The 16,283-nt window shown below is 69.9% G+C and carries 19 protein-coding genes; 11 read left to right on the forward strand and 8 right to left on the reverse strand.

The features are described 5' to 3' along the window. Nucleotides 1–61 precede the first annotated feature (61 nt). On the reverse strand, nucleotides 62–358 hold the full coding sequence (locus OHO27_RS23345; protein WP_328426927.1) for a DUF2530 domain-containing protein: 297 nt from the start codon (nucleotides 356–358) through the stop codon (nucleotides 62–64). A gap of 160 nt (nucleotides 359–518) precedes the next feature. On the opposite strand from OHO27_RS23345, the gene OHO27_RS23350 reads away from it, so the two are divergent. After that, the gene (locus OHO27_RS23350) at nucleotides 519–1,970 is read left to right on the forward strand and encodes an NCS2 family permease (protein ID WP_328426928.1); all 1,452 of its coding nucleotides are present in this window, start codon (nucleotides 519–521) and stop codon (nucleotides 1,968–1,970) included. A gap of 25 nt (nucleotides 1,971–1,995) precedes the next feature. On the opposite strand, the gene OHO27_RS23355 is transcribed toward OHO27_RS23350, so the two are convergent. Next, entirely contained in the window at nucleotides 1,996–2,178 is a 183-nt protein-coding gene (locus OHO27_RS23355; RefSeq protein WP_328426929.1) for a ribbon-helix-helix protein, CopG family, read from the reverse strand. Nucleotides 2,179–2,333: 155 nt separating this feature from the next. Here OHO27_RS23355 and OHO27_RS23360 point away from each other — a divergent pair, with 155 nt between their 5' ends. Together OHO27_RS23360 and OHO27_RS23365 are read left to right on the forward strand one after the other, a co-directional pair. After that, nucleotides 2,334–2,771 carry a MarR family winged helix-turn-helix transcriptional regulator gene (locus OHO27_RS23360; protein ID WP_328426930.1) on the forward strand — a complete coding sequence of 146 codons (438 nt, stop codon included), beginning with the start codon at nucleotides 2,334–2,336 and terminating at the stop codon, nucleotides 2,769–2,771. A 24-nt stretch (nucleotides 2,772–2,795) separates the two neighbouring features. After that, nucleotides 2,796–4,151 carry an MFS transporter gene (locus tag OHO27_RS23365; RefSeq protein WP_328426931.1) on the forward strand — a complete coding sequence of 452 codons (1,356 nt, stop codon included), beginning with the start codon at nucleotides 2,796–2,798 and terminating at the stop codon, nucleotides 4,149–4,151. A 59-nt stretch (nucleotides 4,152–4,210) separates the two neighbouring features. Here OHO27_RS23365 and OHO27_RS23370 read toward each other — a convergent pair whose 3' ends face one another. Beyond that, the gene (locus tag OHO27_RS23370; RefSeq protein ID WP_328426932.1) at nucleotides 4,211–4,729 is read right to left on the reverse strand and encodes a GNAT family N-acetyltransferase; all 519 of its coding nucleotides are present in this window, start codon (nucleotides 4,727–4,729) and stop codon (nucleotides 4,211–4,213) included. Between the two features lie 25 nt (nucleotides 4,730–4,754). Here OHO27_RS23370 and thpR point away from each other — a divergent pair, with 25 nt between their 5' ends. Continuing rightward, on the forward strand, nucleotides 4,755–5,327 hold the full coding sequence (gene thpR, locus OHO27_RS23375; protein WP_328426933.1) for an RNA 2',3'-cyclic phosphodiesterase: 573 nt from the start codon (nucleotides 4,755–4,757) through the stop codon (nucleotides 5,325–5,327). Between the two features lie 144 nt (nucleotides 5,328–5,471). Here thpR and OHO27_RS23380 read toward each other — a convergent pair whose 3' ends face one another. From OHO27_RS23380 to OHO27_RS23390, 3 genes are read right to left on the reverse strand one after another with little or no spacing between them, the layout of a single operon-like run. After that, on the reverse strand, nucleotides 5,472–6,461 hold the full coding sequence (locus tag OHO27_RS23380; protein WP_328426934.1) for an aldo/keto reductase: 990 nt from the start codon (nucleotides 6,459–6,461) through the stop codon (nucleotides 5,472–5,474). Between the two features lie 30 nt (nucleotides 6,462–6,491). Continuing rightward, entirely contained in the window at nucleotides 6,492–7,172 is a 681-nt protein-coding gene (locus tag OHO27_RS23385) for a maltokinase N-terminal cap-like domain-containing protein (protein WP_328426935.1), read from the reverse strand. 13 nt (nucleotides 7,173–7,185) lie between these two features. Further along, entirely contained in the window at nucleotides 7,186–7,773 is a 588-nt protein-coding gene (locus OHO27_RS23390) for a Uma2 family endonuclease (RefSeq protein ID WP_328426936.1), read from the reverse strand. 91 nt (nucleotides 7,774–7,864) lie between these two features. Here OHO27_RS23390 and OHO27_RS23395 point away from each other — a divergent pair, with 91 nt between their 5' ends. After that, nucleotides 7,865–8,611, forward strand: coding sequence for an aminoglycoside adenylyltransferase family protein (locus OHO27_RS23395; RefSeq protein WP_328426937.1), 747 nt, complete (start codon nucleotides 7,865–7,867; stop codon nucleotides 8,609–8,611). On the opposite strand, the gene OHO27_RS23400 is transcribed toward OHO27_RS23395, so the two are convergent. Next, on the reverse strand, nucleotides 8,599–9,273 hold the full coding sequence (locus OHO27_RS23400) for an SGNH/GDSL hydrolase family protein (protein ID WP_328426938.1): 675 nt from the start codon (nucleotides 9,271–9,273) through the stop codon (nucleotides 8,599–8,601). The two genes, OHO27_RS23395 and OHO27_RS23400, sit on opposite strands and share 13 nt — an antisense overlap. A 144-nt stretch (nucleotides 9,274–9,417) precedes the next feature. Here OHO27_RS23400 and OHO27_RS23405 point away from each other — a divergent pair, with 144 nt between their 5' ends. The 3 genes from OHO27_RS23405 (at nucleotide 9,418) to OHO27_RS23415 (ending at nucleotide 11,664) form a co-directional block, all read left to right on the forward strand. Further along, nucleotides 9,418–10,392 carry a WD40 repeat domain-containing protein gene (locus tag OHO27_RS23405; RefSeq protein ID WP_328426939.1) on the forward strand — a complete coding sequence of 325 codons (975 nt, stop codon included), beginning with the start codon at nucleotides 9,418–9,420 and terminating at the stop codon, nucleotides 10,390–10,392. Between the two features lie 112 nt (nucleotides 10,393–10,504). Then, nucleotides 10,505–11,116 (forward strand): hypothetical protein, encoded by a 612-nt coding sequence (locus tag OHO27_RS23410; RefSeq protein WP_328426940.1) that lies wholly within the window; start codon nucleotides 10,505–10,507, stop codon nucleotides 11,114–11,116. Then, on the forward strand, nucleotides 11,113–11,664 hold the full coding sequence (locus OHO27_RS23415) for a hypothetical protein (protein ID WP_328426941.1): 552 nt from the start codon (nucleotides 11,113–11,115) through the stop codon (nucleotides 11,662–11,664). Before OHO27_RS23410 ends, OHO27_RS23415 begins: the two co-directional genes overlap by 4 nt. 184 nt (nucleotides 11,665–11,848) lie before the next feature. Here OHO27_RS23415 and OHO27_RS23420 read toward each other — a convergent pair whose 3' ends face one another. Further along, nucleotides 11,849–12,661: a TetR/AcrR family transcriptional regulator gene (locus tag OHO27_RS23420; RefSeq protein WP_328426942.1), complete on the reverse strand. Its 813-nt coding sequence runs from the start codon at nucleotides 12,659–12,661 to the stop codon at nucleotides 11,849–11,851. Between the two features lie 101 nt (nucleotides 12,662–12,762). On the opposite strand from OHO27_RS23420, the gene OHO27_RS23425 reads away from it, so the two are divergent. The 3 genes from OHO27_RS23425 (at nucleotide 12,763) to OHO27_RS23435 (ending at nucleotide 16,263) form a co-directional block, all read left to right on the forward strand. Continuing rightward, on the forward strand, nucleotides 12,763–13,761 hold the full coding sequence (locus tag OHO27_RS23425) for an ATP-binding cassette domain-containing protein (RefSeq protein ID WP_328426943.1): 999 nt from the start codon (nucleotides 12,763–12,765) through the stop codon (nucleotides 13,759–13,761). Next, on the forward strand, nucleotides 13,758–14,579 hold the full coding sequence (locus OHO27_RS23430; protein WP_328426944.1) for an ABC transporter permease: 822 nt from the start codon (nucleotides 13,758–13,760) through the stop codon (nucleotides 14,577–14,579). The genes OHO27_RS23425 and OHO27_RS23430 overlap by 4 nt, the downstream gene beginning before the upstream one ends. 136 nt (nucleotides 14,580–14,715) lie before the next feature. Further along, nucleotides 14,716–16,263: a cellulase family glycosylhydrolase gene (locus tag OHO27_RS23435; RefSeq protein WP_328426945.1), complete on the forward strand. Its 1,548-nt coding sequence runs from the start codon at nucleotides 14,716–14,718 to the stop codon at nucleotides 16,261–16,263. Nucleotides 16,264–16,283 lie beyond the last annotated feature (20 nt).

A 16,283-nucleotide genomic window follows, 5' to 3' on the forward strand; every position in this document is an offset into this window, starting at 1 on the left:
TGCACGGAAGTTCCGACCTGGGTAGGACCGGCGTCGTGCCGTGGTCGTACGGCGCGGCACCTCAGGACGACTGGGGTTCGCCCGTGGTTTCCCGGGGCTCCTCCAGAGCCGCCGCCCGCTTGAGGGCGGCGTCGCGCCTGCGGACGTACCAGATGCCGATGAGCCCCAGCCCGCCGCCGGCCAGACAGGTCCACACCCACCAGGCCTGTCCGCGGTCGTCGAACCAGCCGTAGAAGGGGAGCTGGACGACGAAGAGGACGAACCAGATGATCGTGCCGCCGGTGATGGTGGCGACCACGGGGCCCTCCAGGGGCTCCGGCGCCTCGTGCTTGAAGGATCCCGAGAAAAGACCGGCCATGGAGGACAGCTTACGAGGCGATCGGATCCCGGTACGAGGCGATGGCATGGCGCTGGCATCCACGCGCATCTACGCGCGGAGATAGCAGATCGAGCCCTTATATGTTCATACTGAAACGGTTTGTGTCTGACCACTTCTCTTCGTAGGAACAACCAAAAACATGCCCACCTCGGCTCCTGCCAAGGCCCCCACCCCTGAACAGCCGGGAGCCGGGCCCGCTTACGGCGCACTCGACCGCTTCTTCAAGATCTCCGAACGCGGCAGCACGCTGCCCCGTGAGATCCGCGGCGGCCTCGCCACCTTCTTCGCGATGGCCTACATCATCGTGCTGAACCCGATCATCCTCGGCAGCGCGAAGGACATGTACGGGCATCAGCTCGACAACGGACAGCTCGTCACCGCGACGACGCTGACGGCGGCGTTCACCACCCTCCTCATGGGCGTCATCGGCAATGTGCCGATCGCGCTCGCCGCCGGTCTCGGCGTGAACTCGGTCGTCGCACTCCAGCTGGCGCCCCGGATGTCCTGGCCGGACGCCATGGGCATGGTGGTCCTGGCCGGCTTCGTGGTCATGCTGCTCGTCGCCACCGGTCTGCGCGAGCGCGTGATGAACGCCGTGCCCTACGGTCTGCGCAAGGCCATCTCCATCGGCATCGGCCTGTTCATCATGCTGATCGGCCTCGTCGACTCCGGTTTCGTCTCGCGCATCCCGGACGCCGCCCAGACCACGGTCCCGCTCCAGCTCGGCGGCGACGGCCACCTCAACGGCTGGCCGGTGCTGGTCTTCATCCTCGGCGCGCTGCTCACCCTCGCGCTGATCGTGCGCAAGGTCCCCGGCGCGATCCTCATCTCGATCGTCGCGATGACCGTGCTCGCGGTCGTCATCGAGGCCGTCGCGAACGTGCCGTCCTGGGGCCTGACGACCCCGAAGTGGCCCGGAAACCCCGTCGCCAGCCCCGACTTCGGCCTGATCGGCGAGGTCGACCTCTTCGGCGGCTTCGGCAAGGTCGGCGCGCTGACCGGCATCCTCTTCGTCTTCACCGTCCTGCTGTCCTGCTTCTTCGACGCCATGGGCACGATCATGGGCGTCAGCGACGAGGCGAAGCTGACCGACGCCCAGGGGCAGATGCCCGGCATCAACAAGGTCCTGTTCGTCGACGGCCTCGCCGTCGCCGCGGGCGGCGCCAGCTCCTCCTCGGCCACCACCGCGTTCGTGGAGTCCACGGCCGGCGTCGGCGAGGGCGCCCGCACCGGATTCGCGAACGTCGTCACCGGCGCCCTGTTCGGTGTGGCGCTGTTCCTGACGCCCGTCGCCACCATGGTCCCGTCCCAGGCGGCCACCCCGGCCCTGCTGGCGGTCGGCTTCCTGATCCTCGCGAACTCCGTCAAGGAGATCGACTGGGCCGACTACACCATCGCGATCCCGGCCTTCGTGACGATGGTGATGATGCCGTTCACCTACTCGATCACCAACGGCATCGGCATGGGCTTCATCACCTTCGCGGTGCTGCGCCTGGCCGCCGGGCGGGGCCGGGAGGTGCCGATCGCGATGTACGTCGTGGCGGCGGTGTTCGGCTTCTACTACCTGATGCCGGCGCTGGGCCTCACGTAAGCCGTCTCTCACGTGGGCCCGTTGCTCACGTGCGCCCGTAGAACTTCTCTGTCTCTTCCACGGCGGCCTGGAACCGTTCGTCGAAGTCATCGCGGATGAGCGTTCGGACTACGTAGTCCTGGACGCTCATTCCTCTTTTCGCGGCATGCTGTCGGAGCCGTTCGAGCAGCTCATGGTCTATTCGCAGGCTGAGCACGCTGGTCCCCATGACCATGAGGGTCGCGGCACTCTTCGGTGCGGTGTGTCACGTTCCGCTGCCAGATCACCCATATGGGTGATGTCAGGCTTCAGTGGCCGGACTCACGGGCATCCATGCGTGTCCCTGGTGGTCTTTAGCGAGGGTAATGAGTTAAGCTAAAGAACATGTCGGACCTTACCCATGGCGACAACGCTGCCGCCGTGAACTCCCTGCGCTCCGCCGTGATGCGACTGTCACGCCGGCTCAAGCACCAGCGGGTCGACGAGTCGCTGAGCCCCACCGAGATGTCGGTGCTGGGCACCCTCTCCCTCTGCGGAAAGGCCACCCCCGGTGAGCTCGCCCGCAAGGAGCACGTTCAGCCGCCGTCGATGACCCGTATCGTCGCCCTGCTTGAGGCCAAGGGACTGGTCCGGCTGGAGCCGCACCCGGAGGACCGGCGCCAGAAGGTCGTCACGAAGACCGAGCAGGCCGAGGCGATGCTCGAGGAGAGCCGCCGTAAGCGCAACGCCTTCCTGGCGACCCTGGTCGAGGGTCTCGACGAGGACGAGTGGGCGAAACTGCGCGCCGCCGCCCCCGTGCTGGAGAAGCTCGCACACCTGTAAGCAGCCAAGAGGAGGCGAACCCTTTTGAGTACGGGATCCGGAGCAGACTCCGCCCCCGCACCGACCACCCACGACTCCCCGCCCGCCCGGGGGCCCCGCAAGTCCTCGATGTTCAGCTCGCTGAAGGTCAGGAACTACCGCCTCTTCTTCCTCGGCCAGGTCGTCTCCAACACCGGCACCTGGATGCAGCGCATCGCGCAGGACTGGCTGGTGCTCAGCCTCACCGGCTCCGCCACCGCCGTCGGCATCACGACGGCCCTGCAGTTCCTGCCGATGCTGCTCTTCGGCCTCTACGGCGGCGTCCTCGTCGACCGCCTGCCCAAGCGCCGCACGCTGCTCGTCACCCAGACGTCGATGGCCGTCACCGGCATCGCACTCGCCGTCCTCACCCTCTCCGGGCACGTCCAGGTCTGGCACGTCTACCTGGCCGCCTTCGTCGTCGGTCTGGCGACCGTCGTCGACAACCCGGCCCGGCAGTCGTTCGTCTCCGAGATGGTCGGCCCGGACCAGCTGCAGAACGCGGTCAGCCTGAACTCGGCGAACTTCCAGTCGGCCCGCCTGGTCGGCCCCGCCGTGGCCGGCCTGATGATCACCGGTGTCGGCACCGGCTGGGCGTTCCTCGCCAACGGCCTGTCCTTCGTCGCGCCGCTCGTCGGCCTGCTGCTGATGCGGGACCGTGAGCTGTACGCCGTCGAGCGGGCGCCGCGCGGCAAGGGGCAGCTGCGGGAAGGGCTGCGCTATGTCGCCGGGCGGCCGGAGCTGATGTGGACCATCGTCCTCGCCGGGTTCGTCAGCACCTTCGGCTTCAACTTCCCCGTCTTTCTCTCGGCCTTCGCCGACGACGTCTTCCACGCGGGCGCCGGCTCCTACAGCCTCTTCAACACCCTGATGGCGGTCGGCTCCCTGGCCGGCGCGCTGCTCGCGGCCCGCCGCGGTACGGCCCGGATGCGGGTGCTGGTCGCGGGGGCGGTGGCCTTCGGCACGATGGAGATCGTGGCGGCGTTCGCCCCGTCCCTGTGGCTGTTCGCCCTGCTCATGGCCCCGATAGGAATGTTCGGCATGACGGTCAACGTCACCGCCAACAGCAGCATCCAGATGGCCACGGACCCCAGCATGCGGGGCCGGGTGATGGCCCTCTACATGATGGTGTTCATGGGCGGCGCACCGCTGGGCGCACCGATCGCCGGCTGGGTCACGGACGTGTACGGCGTCCGGGTGGGTCTGGCGGTGGGCGGCGCGATCACGGCCGCCGCCGCCGTGACGATCGGCCTGGTCCTGGCGCGGGTCGGCGGCCTGCGGCTGTCGGTGGGCTGGAACCACGGGCATCCGCAGGTGCGGTTCGTGCCGCGGGAGCGGGAGCGGTTGGCCACGGCTGCCTGAGGGCGGCCTGACGGCGAATTGAGGGGCGGGTGCCTGCGGGCCCCGCCCCCCGTCGCGGGTCAGACCCGGCGGGCCAGCACCTGCCCCGGCCAGTCGTCCGTCCCCCGGTAGGTCTCGGTGCGGACGAAGCCGTGGCTCTCGTAGTAGCGGACGAGCTTGCCGTCGTCGCCCGCGTAGCAGTCCACCCGCAGCAGCGAGATGCCCGCCCGTCGGGTCACCTCGGCGGCGTGGGCGAGCAGGGCGCCGCCCGCGCCATGTCCCTCGAAGCGGCGGTCGGAGGCCAACCAGTGGATGTACCGCTCGGGCTCGCCGGGCGAGGGGAGATGGGCCAGGGAGGGGCCGGGCGAGTCGGCCAGGGTGAGGGTGGCGGCCGGCGCGCCGTCGACCTCGGCGATGAAGACCTGGCCACCTGCCGTGCTCCGCGTGACCGACTCCACGGTCCTCGCGCTCTTCGACAGCGGCTTCGTCCCCCATTGCCCCGTGCGCCCCTGTGAGACCAGCCACTCGACACAGCTGTCGAGCATGCCGAGTATCACGGGGATGTCGTCGGGTCCGCCTTCTCTGATGGTGATCGTCATCGGGTCATGGTGCCAGGCTGGACCCATGAGACTCTTCGCCGCCGTGCTGCCACCCGAGGACGTGGCCCGCGAACTGGCCACCGAGGTCGACGGGTTGAAGAAGCTGCCCGGCGCGGACGCGCTGCGCTGGACCGGCCGCCCCGGCTGGCACTTCACGCTCGCCTTCTATGGCGAGGTCGACGACGACCTCGTACCGGACCTGTCGGCCCGCCTGGAGCGCGTCGCTCATCGCACCGCCCCCTTCCGGCTGGCGCTGCGCGGCGGCGGCCAGTTCGGGCACGGGCGGGCGCTGTGGGCGGGTGCGGAGGGCGACCTGGCGACCCTGCGGCTGCTGGCGGACCGGAGTGAGGCGGCGGCACGGAAGGCCGGGGTGCCGATGGGGGAGCACCGGCGCTACAAGCCTCACCTGACGGTCGCGAGGAGCCGGTCGGCGGTGGACGTACGGCCGTACGTCGCGGCCCTCGACGCATTCACGAGCCGCACGTGGACGGTGGACGAGCTGGTGCTGATGCGCAGCAACCTGCCCACGTCCGGGGTGCCGGGCGAGCAGCCCCGCTACGAGGCGGTCGCCCGTCGGCCGCTCACAGGCGCCGGTTAGGCTCGGACACGTGGACCCGAAAACCCGGAACCGGATCATGGCCGGTGTGCTTGTGCTGATGTTCGTCGTGGTGGCCCTTGCGGCGGCGCTCGGCAGGTAGGCGATATGCGTATGCAGCCGAGCGCCGCCGCGCCCCGGTGACGGCTACCAGGCGAAGGCCTCTGGAGACGGCCCCGGACCCGGGAAGATCTCGTCCAGCCCCGCCAGCAGCTCCTCGCTCAGCTCCAGCTCGGACGCCCGCAGCGCGGACTCCAGCTGCTCGGCGGTACGCGGGCCGACGATCGGGCCGGTCACGCCCGGCCGGGTGAGCAGCCAGGCCAGGGCGGCCTCGCCGGGCTCCAGGCCGTGCTTGTCGAGCAGGTCCTCGTACGCCTGGATCTTCGCGCGTACGGCCGGGTCGGCGAGGACTTCGGCGGCCCGGCCGGAGCTGCGCCGCCCGCCCTCGACCTGCTTCTTGATGACGCCGCCGAGCAGTCCGCCGTGCAGCGGCGACCACGGGATGACGCCGAGGCCGTAGTCCTGCGCGGCCGGGATGACCTCCATCTCGGCGCGGCGCTCGAAGAGGTTGTAGATGCACTGCTCGCTGACGAGGCCGATGGTGCCGTGGCGCTTCGCAGCGATCTCGTTGGCCTGGGCGATCTTGTAGCCGGGGAAGTTGCTGGAGCCGACGTACAGGATCTTGCCCTGCTGGACGAGGACGTCGATCGCCTGCCAGATCTCCTCGAAGGGAGTGGCGCGGTCGATGTGGTGGAACTGGTAGACGTCGATGTAGTCGGTCTGCAGCCGCTTGAGCGAGGCGTCCACGGCGCGCCGGATGTTCAGGGCGGACAGCTTGTCGTGGTTGGGCCACGGCTGGCCTTCGATGCCCATGTTGCCGTACATCTTGGTGGCGAGGACGACCTTGTCGCGCCGCTCGCCCTTGGCGAACCAGGTGCCGATGATGCTTTCGGTACGGCCCTTGTTCTCGCCCCAGCCGTACACGTTCGCCGTGTCGAAGTAGTTGATGCCGACGTCCAGCGCCGCGTCCATGATCGCGTGACTGTCCGCCTCGTCGGTCTGCGGACCGAAGTTCATGGTGCCGAGGACGAGCCTGCTGACCTTGAGTCCCGTGCGTCCGAGCTGCGTGTACTTCATGAAGCGCACGCTAGCCGCGTGGAGTGCGCTCTAGGCAAGGGCCTTCGGTTCGCCGGGCTCCTGAGGCGTGATGTGCAGGGCGGCGAACAGGGCACGGGCCCGGGTGCCGTCCGGCAGCTGCCAGGCGCCGGTGATGTGGCCGTCCGCGTCCTGCGGGGCCTCTCCGGCGGGGTGCAGGACCCGGTGGAGGCGGAGCACGACCGTGCCGTCGGACGTGCGCAGCTCAGTGCCGTCCCGGTCGTCGGTTGCCGTGGTGGTGCGGGCGGCGGTGGAACGGGAGCCTTCACCCGTGTAGGCGCGGGTGACGTCCCGGTCGGGCGCGTCGCTGATGCTCTGGTCCTGCGCCTGGACCCGGCCCTCGATCAGGGCAAGCAACTGGTCGACCAGCACGGGGTCGTGGCAGCCGTCGTAGGCCCAACGTCGCCCCAGAACGCCGTGCTCCATGGTGCCGACGAGGGCGTGGTCGGCGCCGTCGAGGGGGGCGCCGCGGTAGCTGAGCGGCACGAGGTAGTGGACCGGTTGGGTCCCGGAGGCATCCGTGGCGACCATGAACTCGATTCCGACCTCGCCCTCGGGGTCGTCCAGCCGGAAGCCGCCGGCCTTGGTCAACTCCGGGTCGCCGGCGCCGGCGTACCAGGGGCGGGTGGGCAGCCAGGAGGCGAGCAGTTCGAGCTTGGTCGGCTTGAGGGTGGTGTGGTGGATGACGGCCATGGCCCACAGCTTTTCATCGGTCGCGGGGGAAGTCCTCGGTCTTGAGGACGAGGTCGACCACCGTGCCGGTCAGGTCGATGTCGGTGCCGAAGTCGACCCGGGTCTCGGTGGCGTAGGTGCCGTCCTTGGGGACGGTGTAGACGTGGCAGCGTCCCTGGTACGGGTCGGCGATCACGTAGACAGGGACCTCGGCCTCCGCGTACGCGAGTTTCTTTCGGCCGTAGTCGTTTGCGGCCGTCGCCTCGGAAATCACTTCGGCGACGAATTCGACGTCCTCGTATCGCCAGCGGCCGTCGTCGTCCTTCTTTGCCGAGTCGCTGAGCTTCGCGACGTCCGGGCAGAAGCCGTTCTCGTGCCCGGGAAAGTCGATGCGGACGTCCGAGAGCACCCTGTCCATCCCGAATTTGGCCGCGATGGCCCCCGCGATCCGGAAAATAATCGCCCAGTGTGTGTCCCGCTGCGGCGTCATGTGAACGTTGCCCCCGACGATCTCGACCCTGAATCCTTCGGGGACGGGCATCCGCTCAAGGCGCTCGAACCACTGGTCCAGGCGCTCGGTGTTCGCGTCGGCCATCTTGATCCTGTCTTCAAGGACGGTCATCGTGGCGCTCCTCCCCGGCTGCCCCACGGACAGATGCAGCCGCGCAGTACAACGATACGCACAGTGACCGTGACACGGAGATGAAGCTCACATGCAGGCCCCAGAGGTCCTCCTCCTTCCCTTCCTCCGCCACACCTTCAACACCACCCTCCTCGGCATCTACCTCCACGGCTCCGCCACCCTCGGCGGCCTGCGCCCCCACAGCGACATCGACGTCCTGGCCGTCGTGAGCGAACCCACCACCCGGGCCCAACGCCGGGCGCTCGTCGAGGAGTTGCTGAGAGTGTCCGGCGGAGCCGCCCGCCCCGTCGAGCTCATCGTCGTCGTACAGGACGACGTACGGCCGTGGCGGTATCCGCCCACCTGCGCGTTCCTGTACGGGGAGTGGCTGCGGCACGAGTACGAGCGGGGGACCGTCCCCGGGCCCGAGCCCATGCCCGACCTCGCGCCCCTCCTGACGATGGTGCTTCTCGCCGGCGCCCCGCTGTACGGCCCCCCACCCGCCGACCTGCTCGCCCCCGTCCCACCCGCGGACCTCAGGCGCGCGATCACCGCCGGAGTGCCCGACCTGCTCGCGGAGTTGGACACCGACACCCGCAACGTCCTGCTGACCCTCGCCCGGATCTGGACCACGCTCGCCACCGGGGAGATCCGCTCGAAGGACGCAGCCGCCGACTGGGCCCTCGCCCGGCTCCCCGCCGGACACCGCCCCGTCCTCGCGCACGCCCGTGCCGTCTACCTGGGCGACGAGGACGAGCGCTGGGACGGCGGCCTGCTCACCGGCGTGCGCCCCTGCGCCGACCACCTCGTCCGGGCGATCGGGCGTCAGGCCTCGTAGGGCTCGCCCAGGTCCCACGCCTGGTACATCGCCTCCGCGAAGGCCTCCGCGATCTTGTGCTCGCCGCTCGCGTTCGGGTGGGTGCCGTCGTACGTGTCGAGATTGATGTCGTACGACAGAGGAGGCGACGCCAGGAGCAGCGGCGAGCGCGGCTCGTCCAGGTCGGCGACCGCCTTCGCCAGCAGCTCGTTGAAGCGGCCGACCTCGGCGGCGAAGGCCTCCTCCGACTCGGCACGGACGTTCGGGATCACCGGCAGGACGACGATCCGCACCCGGGGGTTCGCGGAACGCGCCCCGGCCACGAAGCTCCGGGCGTTCTCCGCCGTCTGCTCGGCGTTCGTGTAGAAGCCGAGGTCGATCAGGCCCAGCGACACCAGCAGCACATCCGCCCGGCACGACCGCACCGCCTCGCCGATCACCGGCGCCATGTGCAGCCAGCCCTCGCCCCAGCCGGCGAGGTGCGCCCGGGGGAAGTCGGGGTCGGCGTACTCGTACGACGTGGGGGAGTCCGTCGCCTTGTCATGCAGCGTCTCGCGCGGGCCGACGAGGGCGAAGGGACCGCCGTACGTCTCACGCAGGTGCTGCCACATGCGGTAGCGCCACGTGTGTTCGCCGGCGCTGCCGATGGTCTGGGAGTCGCCGACGGGCATGAACCTGAGCATCCGCTCATGATGGACGATCGCTATCCATCGGTATGGCCGGACGGGGTGTGAAGCCCGACACGCCCCGCACATCCCGGCCGCCCCCGCGTCGCCCCCGCGCCGCCCCGGCCTCCGAACCGCCCGCCCGAATGGCAGGCTTGGGGCATGCGTCGACCGCTCGCCATCCTCGCCGGGGTCCTGCTCACCGGTGCGCTCACCCTGCCCGCCTCAGCCGCCGACGGCGACGAGGACTTCACGATCAAGGACCCCCGCATCACGGAGTCCAGCGGCCTCGCCGCGTCGCGTCAGCACCCCGGCATCTACTGGACGCACAACGACCAGGACACGGGCGCCTACCTCTACGCGGTGGACAGCAGGACCGGCGAGACGGTCGCGACGATCACCATGACCGGGGTGGGCACCCCGCGGGACGTGGAGGCGATCTCCATGGGCCCGGACAACCAGCTCTACGTCGGCGACATCGGCGACAACGACGGGGTGCAGTGGCCCTATGTGTGGGTCTACCGCCTCCCCGAGCCCAAGACGCTGAAGGATCGGACGATCCGTGCCACGCAGTACGTGGTGAAGTACTCCGACGGCACCCGTGACGCCGAGTCGCTCGTCGTGCACCCCAAGACCGGCCGCGTCTACATCATCGACAAGCAGGAGGACGGCGGGCACCTGTACGAGGGCCCGGCCGAGCTCTCCGCCTCCGGCACGAACGTCTTCAAGCCCACCGTCCCCGTCGACATGTGGGCCACCGACGCGGCCTTCTCCCAGGACGGCAGGACCCTCGCCGTACGCGGCTACTTCGGCGGCGTCGCCTACGACTGGAACGGCGGCAAGCTCAAGCGGCTGGAGCGCATCAGCGTGCCCCTCGGCCAGGGCGAGTCCGCCAGCTACTCGACCGACGGCACCAAGCTCATGCTCGGCAGCGAGGGCGCCGGAAGCTCCGTCGTCGCGAACGACGCCCCCGGGGACGCCGCCCCCTCCGACTCCTCCTCCGGCGGGGGCAGTTCGGCCTCGTCCGACGACAGCGGGGACAGCGGGCGGACCGGCGATCTGAAGGTCGGCGCCATCGCCGTGGTCGTCGCGTGTGTGGTCGTGTTCGGGTTGCGGCGGCTTCTGCGGAGGGGATGAGGGGAGAGCGCGCACGATCAGTGAACGGGCAGACCGGCCCTGATAACGTCACCCGGTCCCAGCCGCCGATCTTGCTCGAAGGGCCCTCTCCCTCCGCATGGACAGTCCACCCGTGGCCCCCGACATCGCCCAGGTGCTCAAGCACAACCGCACCCTGCTCCGCCGGCACACCGCCGCGCGCCTCGCGCTCGCCGCCGGGCTGTTCGCGGTGCCGTTCGTGGCGCACTGGGGCGGGTACGACGCCGCGCTGCCCGCGTTCGGCGTGCCGGCCGGGATGTTCGTGCTGATCTTTCTGTCGCTCCGGCTGGGGCGCGGGTCGCGGCTCAAGGTGTGCGAGAAGGTGCTGCGCACCTATCCCCTGGAGTACCGCACGCGGGTGTCCAAGAAGGGCTCCGAGTGGAAGTACATGGGCGATGTGCACACCGTCCGGCTCACGGTGCGCGGGCAGCACGGTGCCCCTTCGCTGCGTGCGGTCAACGCCTCGACGGTGCGCCGTTGGCCGAAGGGGGCCGAGGAGGGCGGCGCCTGGTTCGCCGGCGATGCGGCCTTCGGCGGCGTCATGATCGTGCCGGGCAACGCCATGCTCTTCGTGCAGCCCGCGCCCTGGGCGAAGTACGAGCAGGAGCGCGCGCAGGCCGGTCCGCAGCGCAGGGCGCTTGCCGAACAGGCGGGAATATCCCGGCTGTTGGAGATCAACGAGCCGCGCGGAATGGTGCTCGGATGAAACGCGTCCTCGGCTGGGTGTGCGGCGTCCTCCTCGCCCTCGTCACCGCCTTCTGGTTCGTCACCGCGACCGCCGACATGGCCCTGTCCGCCGGCATCTACGGCACCCCGGGCACGTACAAGGTGGAGCGCTGCTACGACACCGACTACAGCCGTAAGCGCTCCGACTACGACTGCCTCGGGGACTTCACGCCCGACGGCGGCACCGCCGCCGACGCCTCCCATGTACGGCTCCAGGACACCGGGCAGGACTACCCGGACGGCACCCGGTTCGACGCCCGCCAGGGCATCGAGCCGGACACGGTCCAGCGGGTCGGGCTCTGGGGCGTCGTGGGTGAGCTCTGGCAGGTCTCGATCTGCGTGGTCGTCCTCGCGGTCCTCGCGTACCGGGCGATCAAGCCGCGCGGGGCGGACCGACGCCGCGAGGCCCACCGCCGGGAGCCCTCGCGGCGGCAGCGGGTGGCCGACCGGGTCGGGTACGCCGTCCTGGTCGCCGTCCCCGTGGGCCTCCTGAGCTTCATCGCGATGCTCGCGGAGCCATCGCCCTAGGGTCTGTCCGCAGACGCCTGTAGGCAGGTAGGTTCGCGCGGCAACCAGATCGCCGACCAGGGCTGGCTGCGCTTCCCGGCGTACACGGTGGAGGACCGCCGCCGCCTGGTCGCCGTCGCGCACCGCCTCACCGCCCACTGGGGGCAACAGGTCTGGCCCTGCCGGAGTCGTCGACGGCGCGTCCCTAGAGCGGTCCCTTCACTTCGCTGTCGGCGCCGCCGGCCGTTCCCGCACGCCGGGCGACAAAGACCTCCAGTCCGTCCAGCATCCGTTGCAGGCCGAACTCGAAGTGGTCGAACTCGTTGCCCCAGGTGTTCTCGTCGAGCGAGGCGAGCAGGGGGTACCGGCCGGAGGCCATGATCTTCTCCAGCGTCGGGGTCTGCGCCTGCCAGAACTCCGCGTCGGTCAGGCCGGTGCGGTGCTCCGCCTCCTGCGCGTACAACTGGGTGCGCGCGGCGCCGACGACGTAGCCGTCGATCATGACGATCGCGGAGACCAGTTCGGGGTCGGTCAGCCCCATCGGCTTGATGCGGGCGAGGACCTTCTCCATGCCGTCGAGGGCGCTCGGACCGAGGATCGGGCGGGACTGGTTGACCTGGAGCAGCCAGGGGTGGCGGCGGTAGAGGTCGAGGGTCGCGCGGCCCAGGGCCTCCAGGGCCGAGCGCCATCCGCCGTCGCCCAGGTCGGCCGGATTCTCCGAGGGGCGCTGGACGCGGTCCAGCATCAGGTCGAGCAGCTCGGCCTTGCCGGGGACGTAGCGGTACAGCGACATCGTGCCCGTCCCGAGCTCGGTGGCGACCCGGCGCATGGACATCGACTCCAGGCCCTCGGCGTCCGCGACCCGGACGCCCGCTTCCACGATCTGGTCCAGCGTGAGGGTCGGCTTGGGCCCCCGGCTCGGGCGCCGGCCGGTGTCCCACAGCAGCTCCATCGTGCGGGCGATGTCGCCGCTGCCGCTGGTCTCCGTACCGCTGGTGCCGCCCTTGCCGCTCGTCATGCACTTCAGCTTAAGTCCTCCGAAAAAAACTGGGTACGGTGTACGCGCAATAGGGTACGGTGTACTCAGTTATTGGTGCTCGGCTATCGAGAGGGGGACCCATGGGCGACGACGGACACGGCGGAGACGGATACGCGGTGCGGGCCGAGGGACTGGAGAAGCGCTACGGCGAGAAACGCGCCCTCGACGGCTTCGACCTGGCCGTCCGCGAGGGGACGGTGCACGGCCTGCTCGGCCCGAACGGCGCCGGCAAGACCACCGCCGTGCGCATCCTGTCCACGCTGATCAGGCTGGACGGCGGCCGGGCCGCGGTGGCCGGACTGGACGTGGCCCGGCAGCCGCGCGAGGTGCGCGCACGTATCGGGCTGACCGGCCAGTACGCGGCCGTGGACGAGGTGCTCACCGGCCGGCAGAACCTGGAGATGTTCGGCCGGCTCTTCCACCTCGGCGGCAGGCGGGCCAAGCTGCGGGCCGTCGAGCTGCTGGAGCAGTTCGACCTGGCCGACGCCGGCGACAAGGGCGTCGGCAAGTACAGCGGCGGCATGCGGCGCCGCCTCGACCTCGCCGCCTCGATGATCCTCGCCCCCTCCGTCCTCTTCCTCGACGAGCCGACGACGGGACTGGATCCCCGCAGCCGCGGTGAAGTCTGGGACTCCGTCAGGGCGTTGGTGGCGAGCGGCACGACAGTACTGCTGACCACCCAGTATCTGGAGGAGGCCGACAAGCTCGCCTCGCACATCACCGTCATCGACCAGGGGCGGGCCATCGCCGACGACACCCCCGACGGGCTGAAGAGCCTCGTCGGCGGCGACCGTATCGAGGTCGTCGTCGCCGAGCGGTCCGACATCCCGCGCGTGGTGAAGGTGGTCGCCCGGGTCTCGGACGGCGAACCCGAGTCGGACGAGGCGGAGCTGCGGGTCCACGCGCCGGTCACCGACCGGGTCTCCGCGCTGACCGAGGTGGCCCGGACGCTCCAGGACGAGGGCGTCCCGGTCGAGGACATCGGGCTGCGCAGGCCGAGCCTCGACGACGTCTTCCTGCGCCTGACCGGGCACCGCACCGAGAAGACCGAGAGGACCGAGAAGGAGGCCGTCGCATGACCGCCGTAGACCTGACCGTCCCGGCCACGCGCGGCCGGCTGTACTGGACCCTCGCCGACGTCTGGAACATCGTCCGCCGCGGTCTGACCCACTACCAGCGCCAACCGGTCAACATCGCCTGGCAGCTGGGCTTCCCGATCCTGTCCGTCCTGCTCTACGGCTATGTCTTCGGCAGCGCCATGAAGGTGCCCGGCGGCGGGGACTACAAGGACTTCCTGATGCCGGGCATGTTCGTGATGACGATGGCGTTCGGCTTCATCAACACCGCGACGCTCGTCGTCTACGACTCGACGAAGGGCGTCATCGACCGTTTCCGCTCGATGCCCATGGCCTCGTCCGCTGTCGTCGCCGGCCGCGGGATCACCGATCTGCTGGCCGCCTGCGCGGAGTTGGCGATCATGATGCTGACCGCCTTCGCGATGGGCTGGCGCCCGGACGGCGGATTCGGCTTCCTCGGTGCGTTCGGGCTGCTGCTGTGGCTGAGGTTCGCGCTGATCTGGATCGGGGTGTGGCTGGGCCTGCTCGTGCCCAACCCGGAAGCCGCGGGCGGTCTGTTCGCCGTCGCCTTCCCGCTCACGATGATCTCCAGCATCTTCGTCGCGCCGCAGCTGATGCCGGACTGGCTGGGCTGGGTGGCGGCCTGGAACCCGATCTCGTCCACGGCGGCGGCCAGCCGTGAGCTGTTCGGCACCCCGGCCGGGAGCGGGGACTCCTGGGTGGAGCAGCACGCACTGCTGATGGCGGGGGTGTGGCCGGTGATCCTGACGGCGATCTTCCTGCCGCTGGCGGTGCGGAGGTTCCAGAAGCTGAGCCGCTGAGCCGCTGAGTCGGACGGGCGGATGCCGCGCACCTCCTTGACGTGCCCATGGCGCGTTAGTTTCCTGGGAGGTGCGCGGTGCATGGGAGCGCTCCCATTCGTTCCGGGGCCGCGCCTTCCCGAGAGGAACAAGGGACATGTTCCGCAACTTGCGAAGAGCGCTGTGCGCTGCCGCAGTGGCTCTGCTGTTACCGCTGGGGGCCGGTGTGCAGTCGGCCGGTGCGGCGGGTGCGTCGGCGCGCGCGTCGGCGGGTGTTTCGGCGACCGCCGAGGCCGGCGCCGGCTACTGGCACACCAGCGGCCGGCAGATCCTCGACGCGGCCGGGCAGCCGGTCCGTATCGCCGGGATCAACTGGTTCGGCTTCGAGACCGGCAACCACGTCGTCCACGGCCTGTGGACGCGCGACTACAAGAGCATGCTCGACCAGATGAGGTCGCTGGGCTACAACACCCTCCGCCTGCCCTTCAGCGACGACATCCTCAAGCCCGGCACCATGCCGGACAGCATCAACTTCGCCGACGGCAAGAACGCCGGCCTCCAGGGGCTGACGTCCCTGCAGGTCATGGACCGGATCGTGGCGTACGCCGGTCAGGCCGGCCTGAAGATCGTCCTCGACCGGCATCGGCCGGACGCGGGCGGCCAGTCGGCGCTCTGGTACACCGCGTCCGTACCCGAGTCGACGTGGATCGCCAACCTGGAGGCGCTCGCGTCGCGTTACACCGGCAACCCGACCGTCGTCGGCATCGACCTGCACAACGAGCCGCACGACCCCGCCTGCTGGGGTTGCGGCGACACGGCCAGGGACTGGCGCCTTGCGGCCCAACGGGCCGGGAACGCCGTCCTGTCCGTCAACCCGCAGCTGCTCATCATGGTCGAGGGCGTCCAGTCGTACGACGGCGTCAGCGGCTGGTGGGGCGGCAACCTGATGGGCGTGGCCCAGTACCCGGTCCAACTGGACGTCCCGAACCGGCTCGTGTACTCGGCCCACGACTACGCCACCAGCGTGGCCCAGCAGCCCTGGTTCAACGACCCGTCGTTCCCCGACAACTTGCCGGGCGTCTGGGACAGGTACTGGGGCTACGTCTTCAAGCAGAACATCGCCCCGGTGTGGCTCGGCGAGTTCGGTACGACCCTCCAGTCGGCGGTGGACCAGAAGTGGCTGGCCGCGCTGGTGACGTACCTGCGGTCGACGTCGGCGTACGGCGCGGACTCGTTCCACTGGACGTTCTGGTCCTGGAACCCCAACTCCGGTGACACGGGCGGGATCCTGAAGGACGACTGGTCGACCGTGGACACCGTGAAGGACGGGTATCTCGCGAGCATCAAGGCCCCGGGATTCCCGAGCGGCGAGGGCGGTGACCCCGAAGAACCTGGCGGCGGCACGGCCACATGCTCCGCCGCCTACACCGTCACCGCCGACTGGGGCGGCGGCTTCAACGCCGAGGTAAAGGTCACCAACACGGGCACCACTCCGCTCAACTACTGGAAAACCACCTGGACTTGGAGCGGATCCCAACGGATCACGTCCATGTGGAACGCGACGTACACACAGAGCGCAGCGACGGTGGCGGCATCCAACGCCGCACACAACGGCTCGCTCCCAGCGGGCGCTACGACGAGCTTCGGCTTCGGGGGCGCGCCCGGGGGCGGCGGGGTGCCTACGGTGACCTGCTCGCCGACATGAAGCAAGGCGCCCGGCGACCT

This window comes from Streptomyces sp. NBC_00443 (genome assembly GCF_036014175.1).
Lineage (GTDB): Bacteria > Actinomycetota > Actinomycetes > Streptomycetales > Streptomycetaceae > Streptomyces.

Excerpts from the sequence above, each read along its gene's own strand:
- OHO27_RS23345 (WP_328426927.1), bottom strand. The coding sequence starts at position 358 with ATGGCCGGTCTTTTCTCGGGATCCTTCAAGCACGAGGCGCCGGAGCCC.
- OHO27_RS23350 (WP_328426928.1), top strand. The coding sequence starts at position 519 with ATGCCCACCTCGGCTCCTGCCAAGGCCCCCACCCCTGAACAGCCGGGA.
- OHO27_RS23355 (WP_328426929.1), bottom strand. The coding sequence starts at position 2,178 with ATGGGGACCAGCGTGCTCAGCCTGCGAATAGACCATGAGCTGCTCGAA.
- OHO27_RS23360 (WP_328426930.1), top strand. The coding sequence starts at position 2,334 with ATGTCGGACCTTACCCATGGCGACAACGCTGCCGCCGTGAACTCCCTG.
- OHO27_RS23370 (WP_328426932.1), bottom strand. The coding sequence starts at position 4,729 with ATGACGATCACCATCAGAGAAGGCGGACCCGACGACATCCCCGTGATA.
- thpR (WP_328426933.1), top strand. The coding sequence starts at position 4,755 with ATGAGACTCTTCGCCGCCGTGCTGCCACCCGAGGACGTGGCCCGCGAA.
- OHO27_RS23380 (WP_328426934.1), bottom strand. The coding sequence starts at position 6,461 with ATGAAGTACACGCAGCTCGGACGCACGGGACTCAAGGTCAGCAGGCTC.
- OHO27_RS23385 (WP_328426935.1), bottom strand. The coding sequence starts at position 7,172 with ATGGCCGTCATCCACCACACCACCCTCAAGCCGACCAAGCTCGAACTG.
- OHO27_RS23390 (WP_328426936.1), bottom strand. The coding sequence starts at position 7,773 with ATGACCGTCCTTGAAGACAGGATCAAGATGGCCGACGCGAACACCGAG.
- OHO27_RS23395 (WP_328426937.1), top strand. The coding sequence starts at position 7,865 with ATGCAGGCCCCAGAGGTCCTCCTCCTTCCCTTCCTCCGCCACACCTTC.
- OHO27_RS23400 (WP_328426938.1), bottom strand. The coding sequence starts at position 9,273 with ATGCTCAGGTTCATGCCCGTCGGCGACTCCCAGACCATCGGCAGCGCC.
- OHO27_RS23405 (WP_328426939.1), top strand. The coding sequence starts at position 9,418 with ATGCGTCGACCGCTCGCCATCCTCGCCGGGGTCCTGCTCACCGGTGCG.
- OHO27_RS23415 (WP_328426941.1), top strand. The coding sequence starts at position 11,113 with ATGAAACGCGTCCTCGGCTGGGTGTGCGGCGTCCTCCTCGCCCTCGTC.
- OHO27_RS23420 (WP_328426942.1), bottom strand. The coding sequence starts at position 12,661 with ATGACGAGCGGCAAGGGCGGCACCAGCGGTACGGAGACCAGCGGCAGC.
- OHO27_RS23425 (WP_328426943.1), top strand. The coding sequence starts at position 12,763 with ATGGGCGACGACGGACACGGCGGAGACGGATACGCGGTGCGGGCCGAG.
- OHO27_RS23430 (WP_328426944.1), top strand. The coding sequence starts at position 13,758 with ATGACCGCCGTAGACCTGACCGTCCCGGCCACGCGCGGCCGGCTGTAC.
- OHO27_RS23435 (WP_328426945.1), top strand. The coding sequence starts at position 14,716 with ATGTTCCGCAACTTGCGAAGAGCGCTGTGCGCTGCCGCAGTGGCTCTG.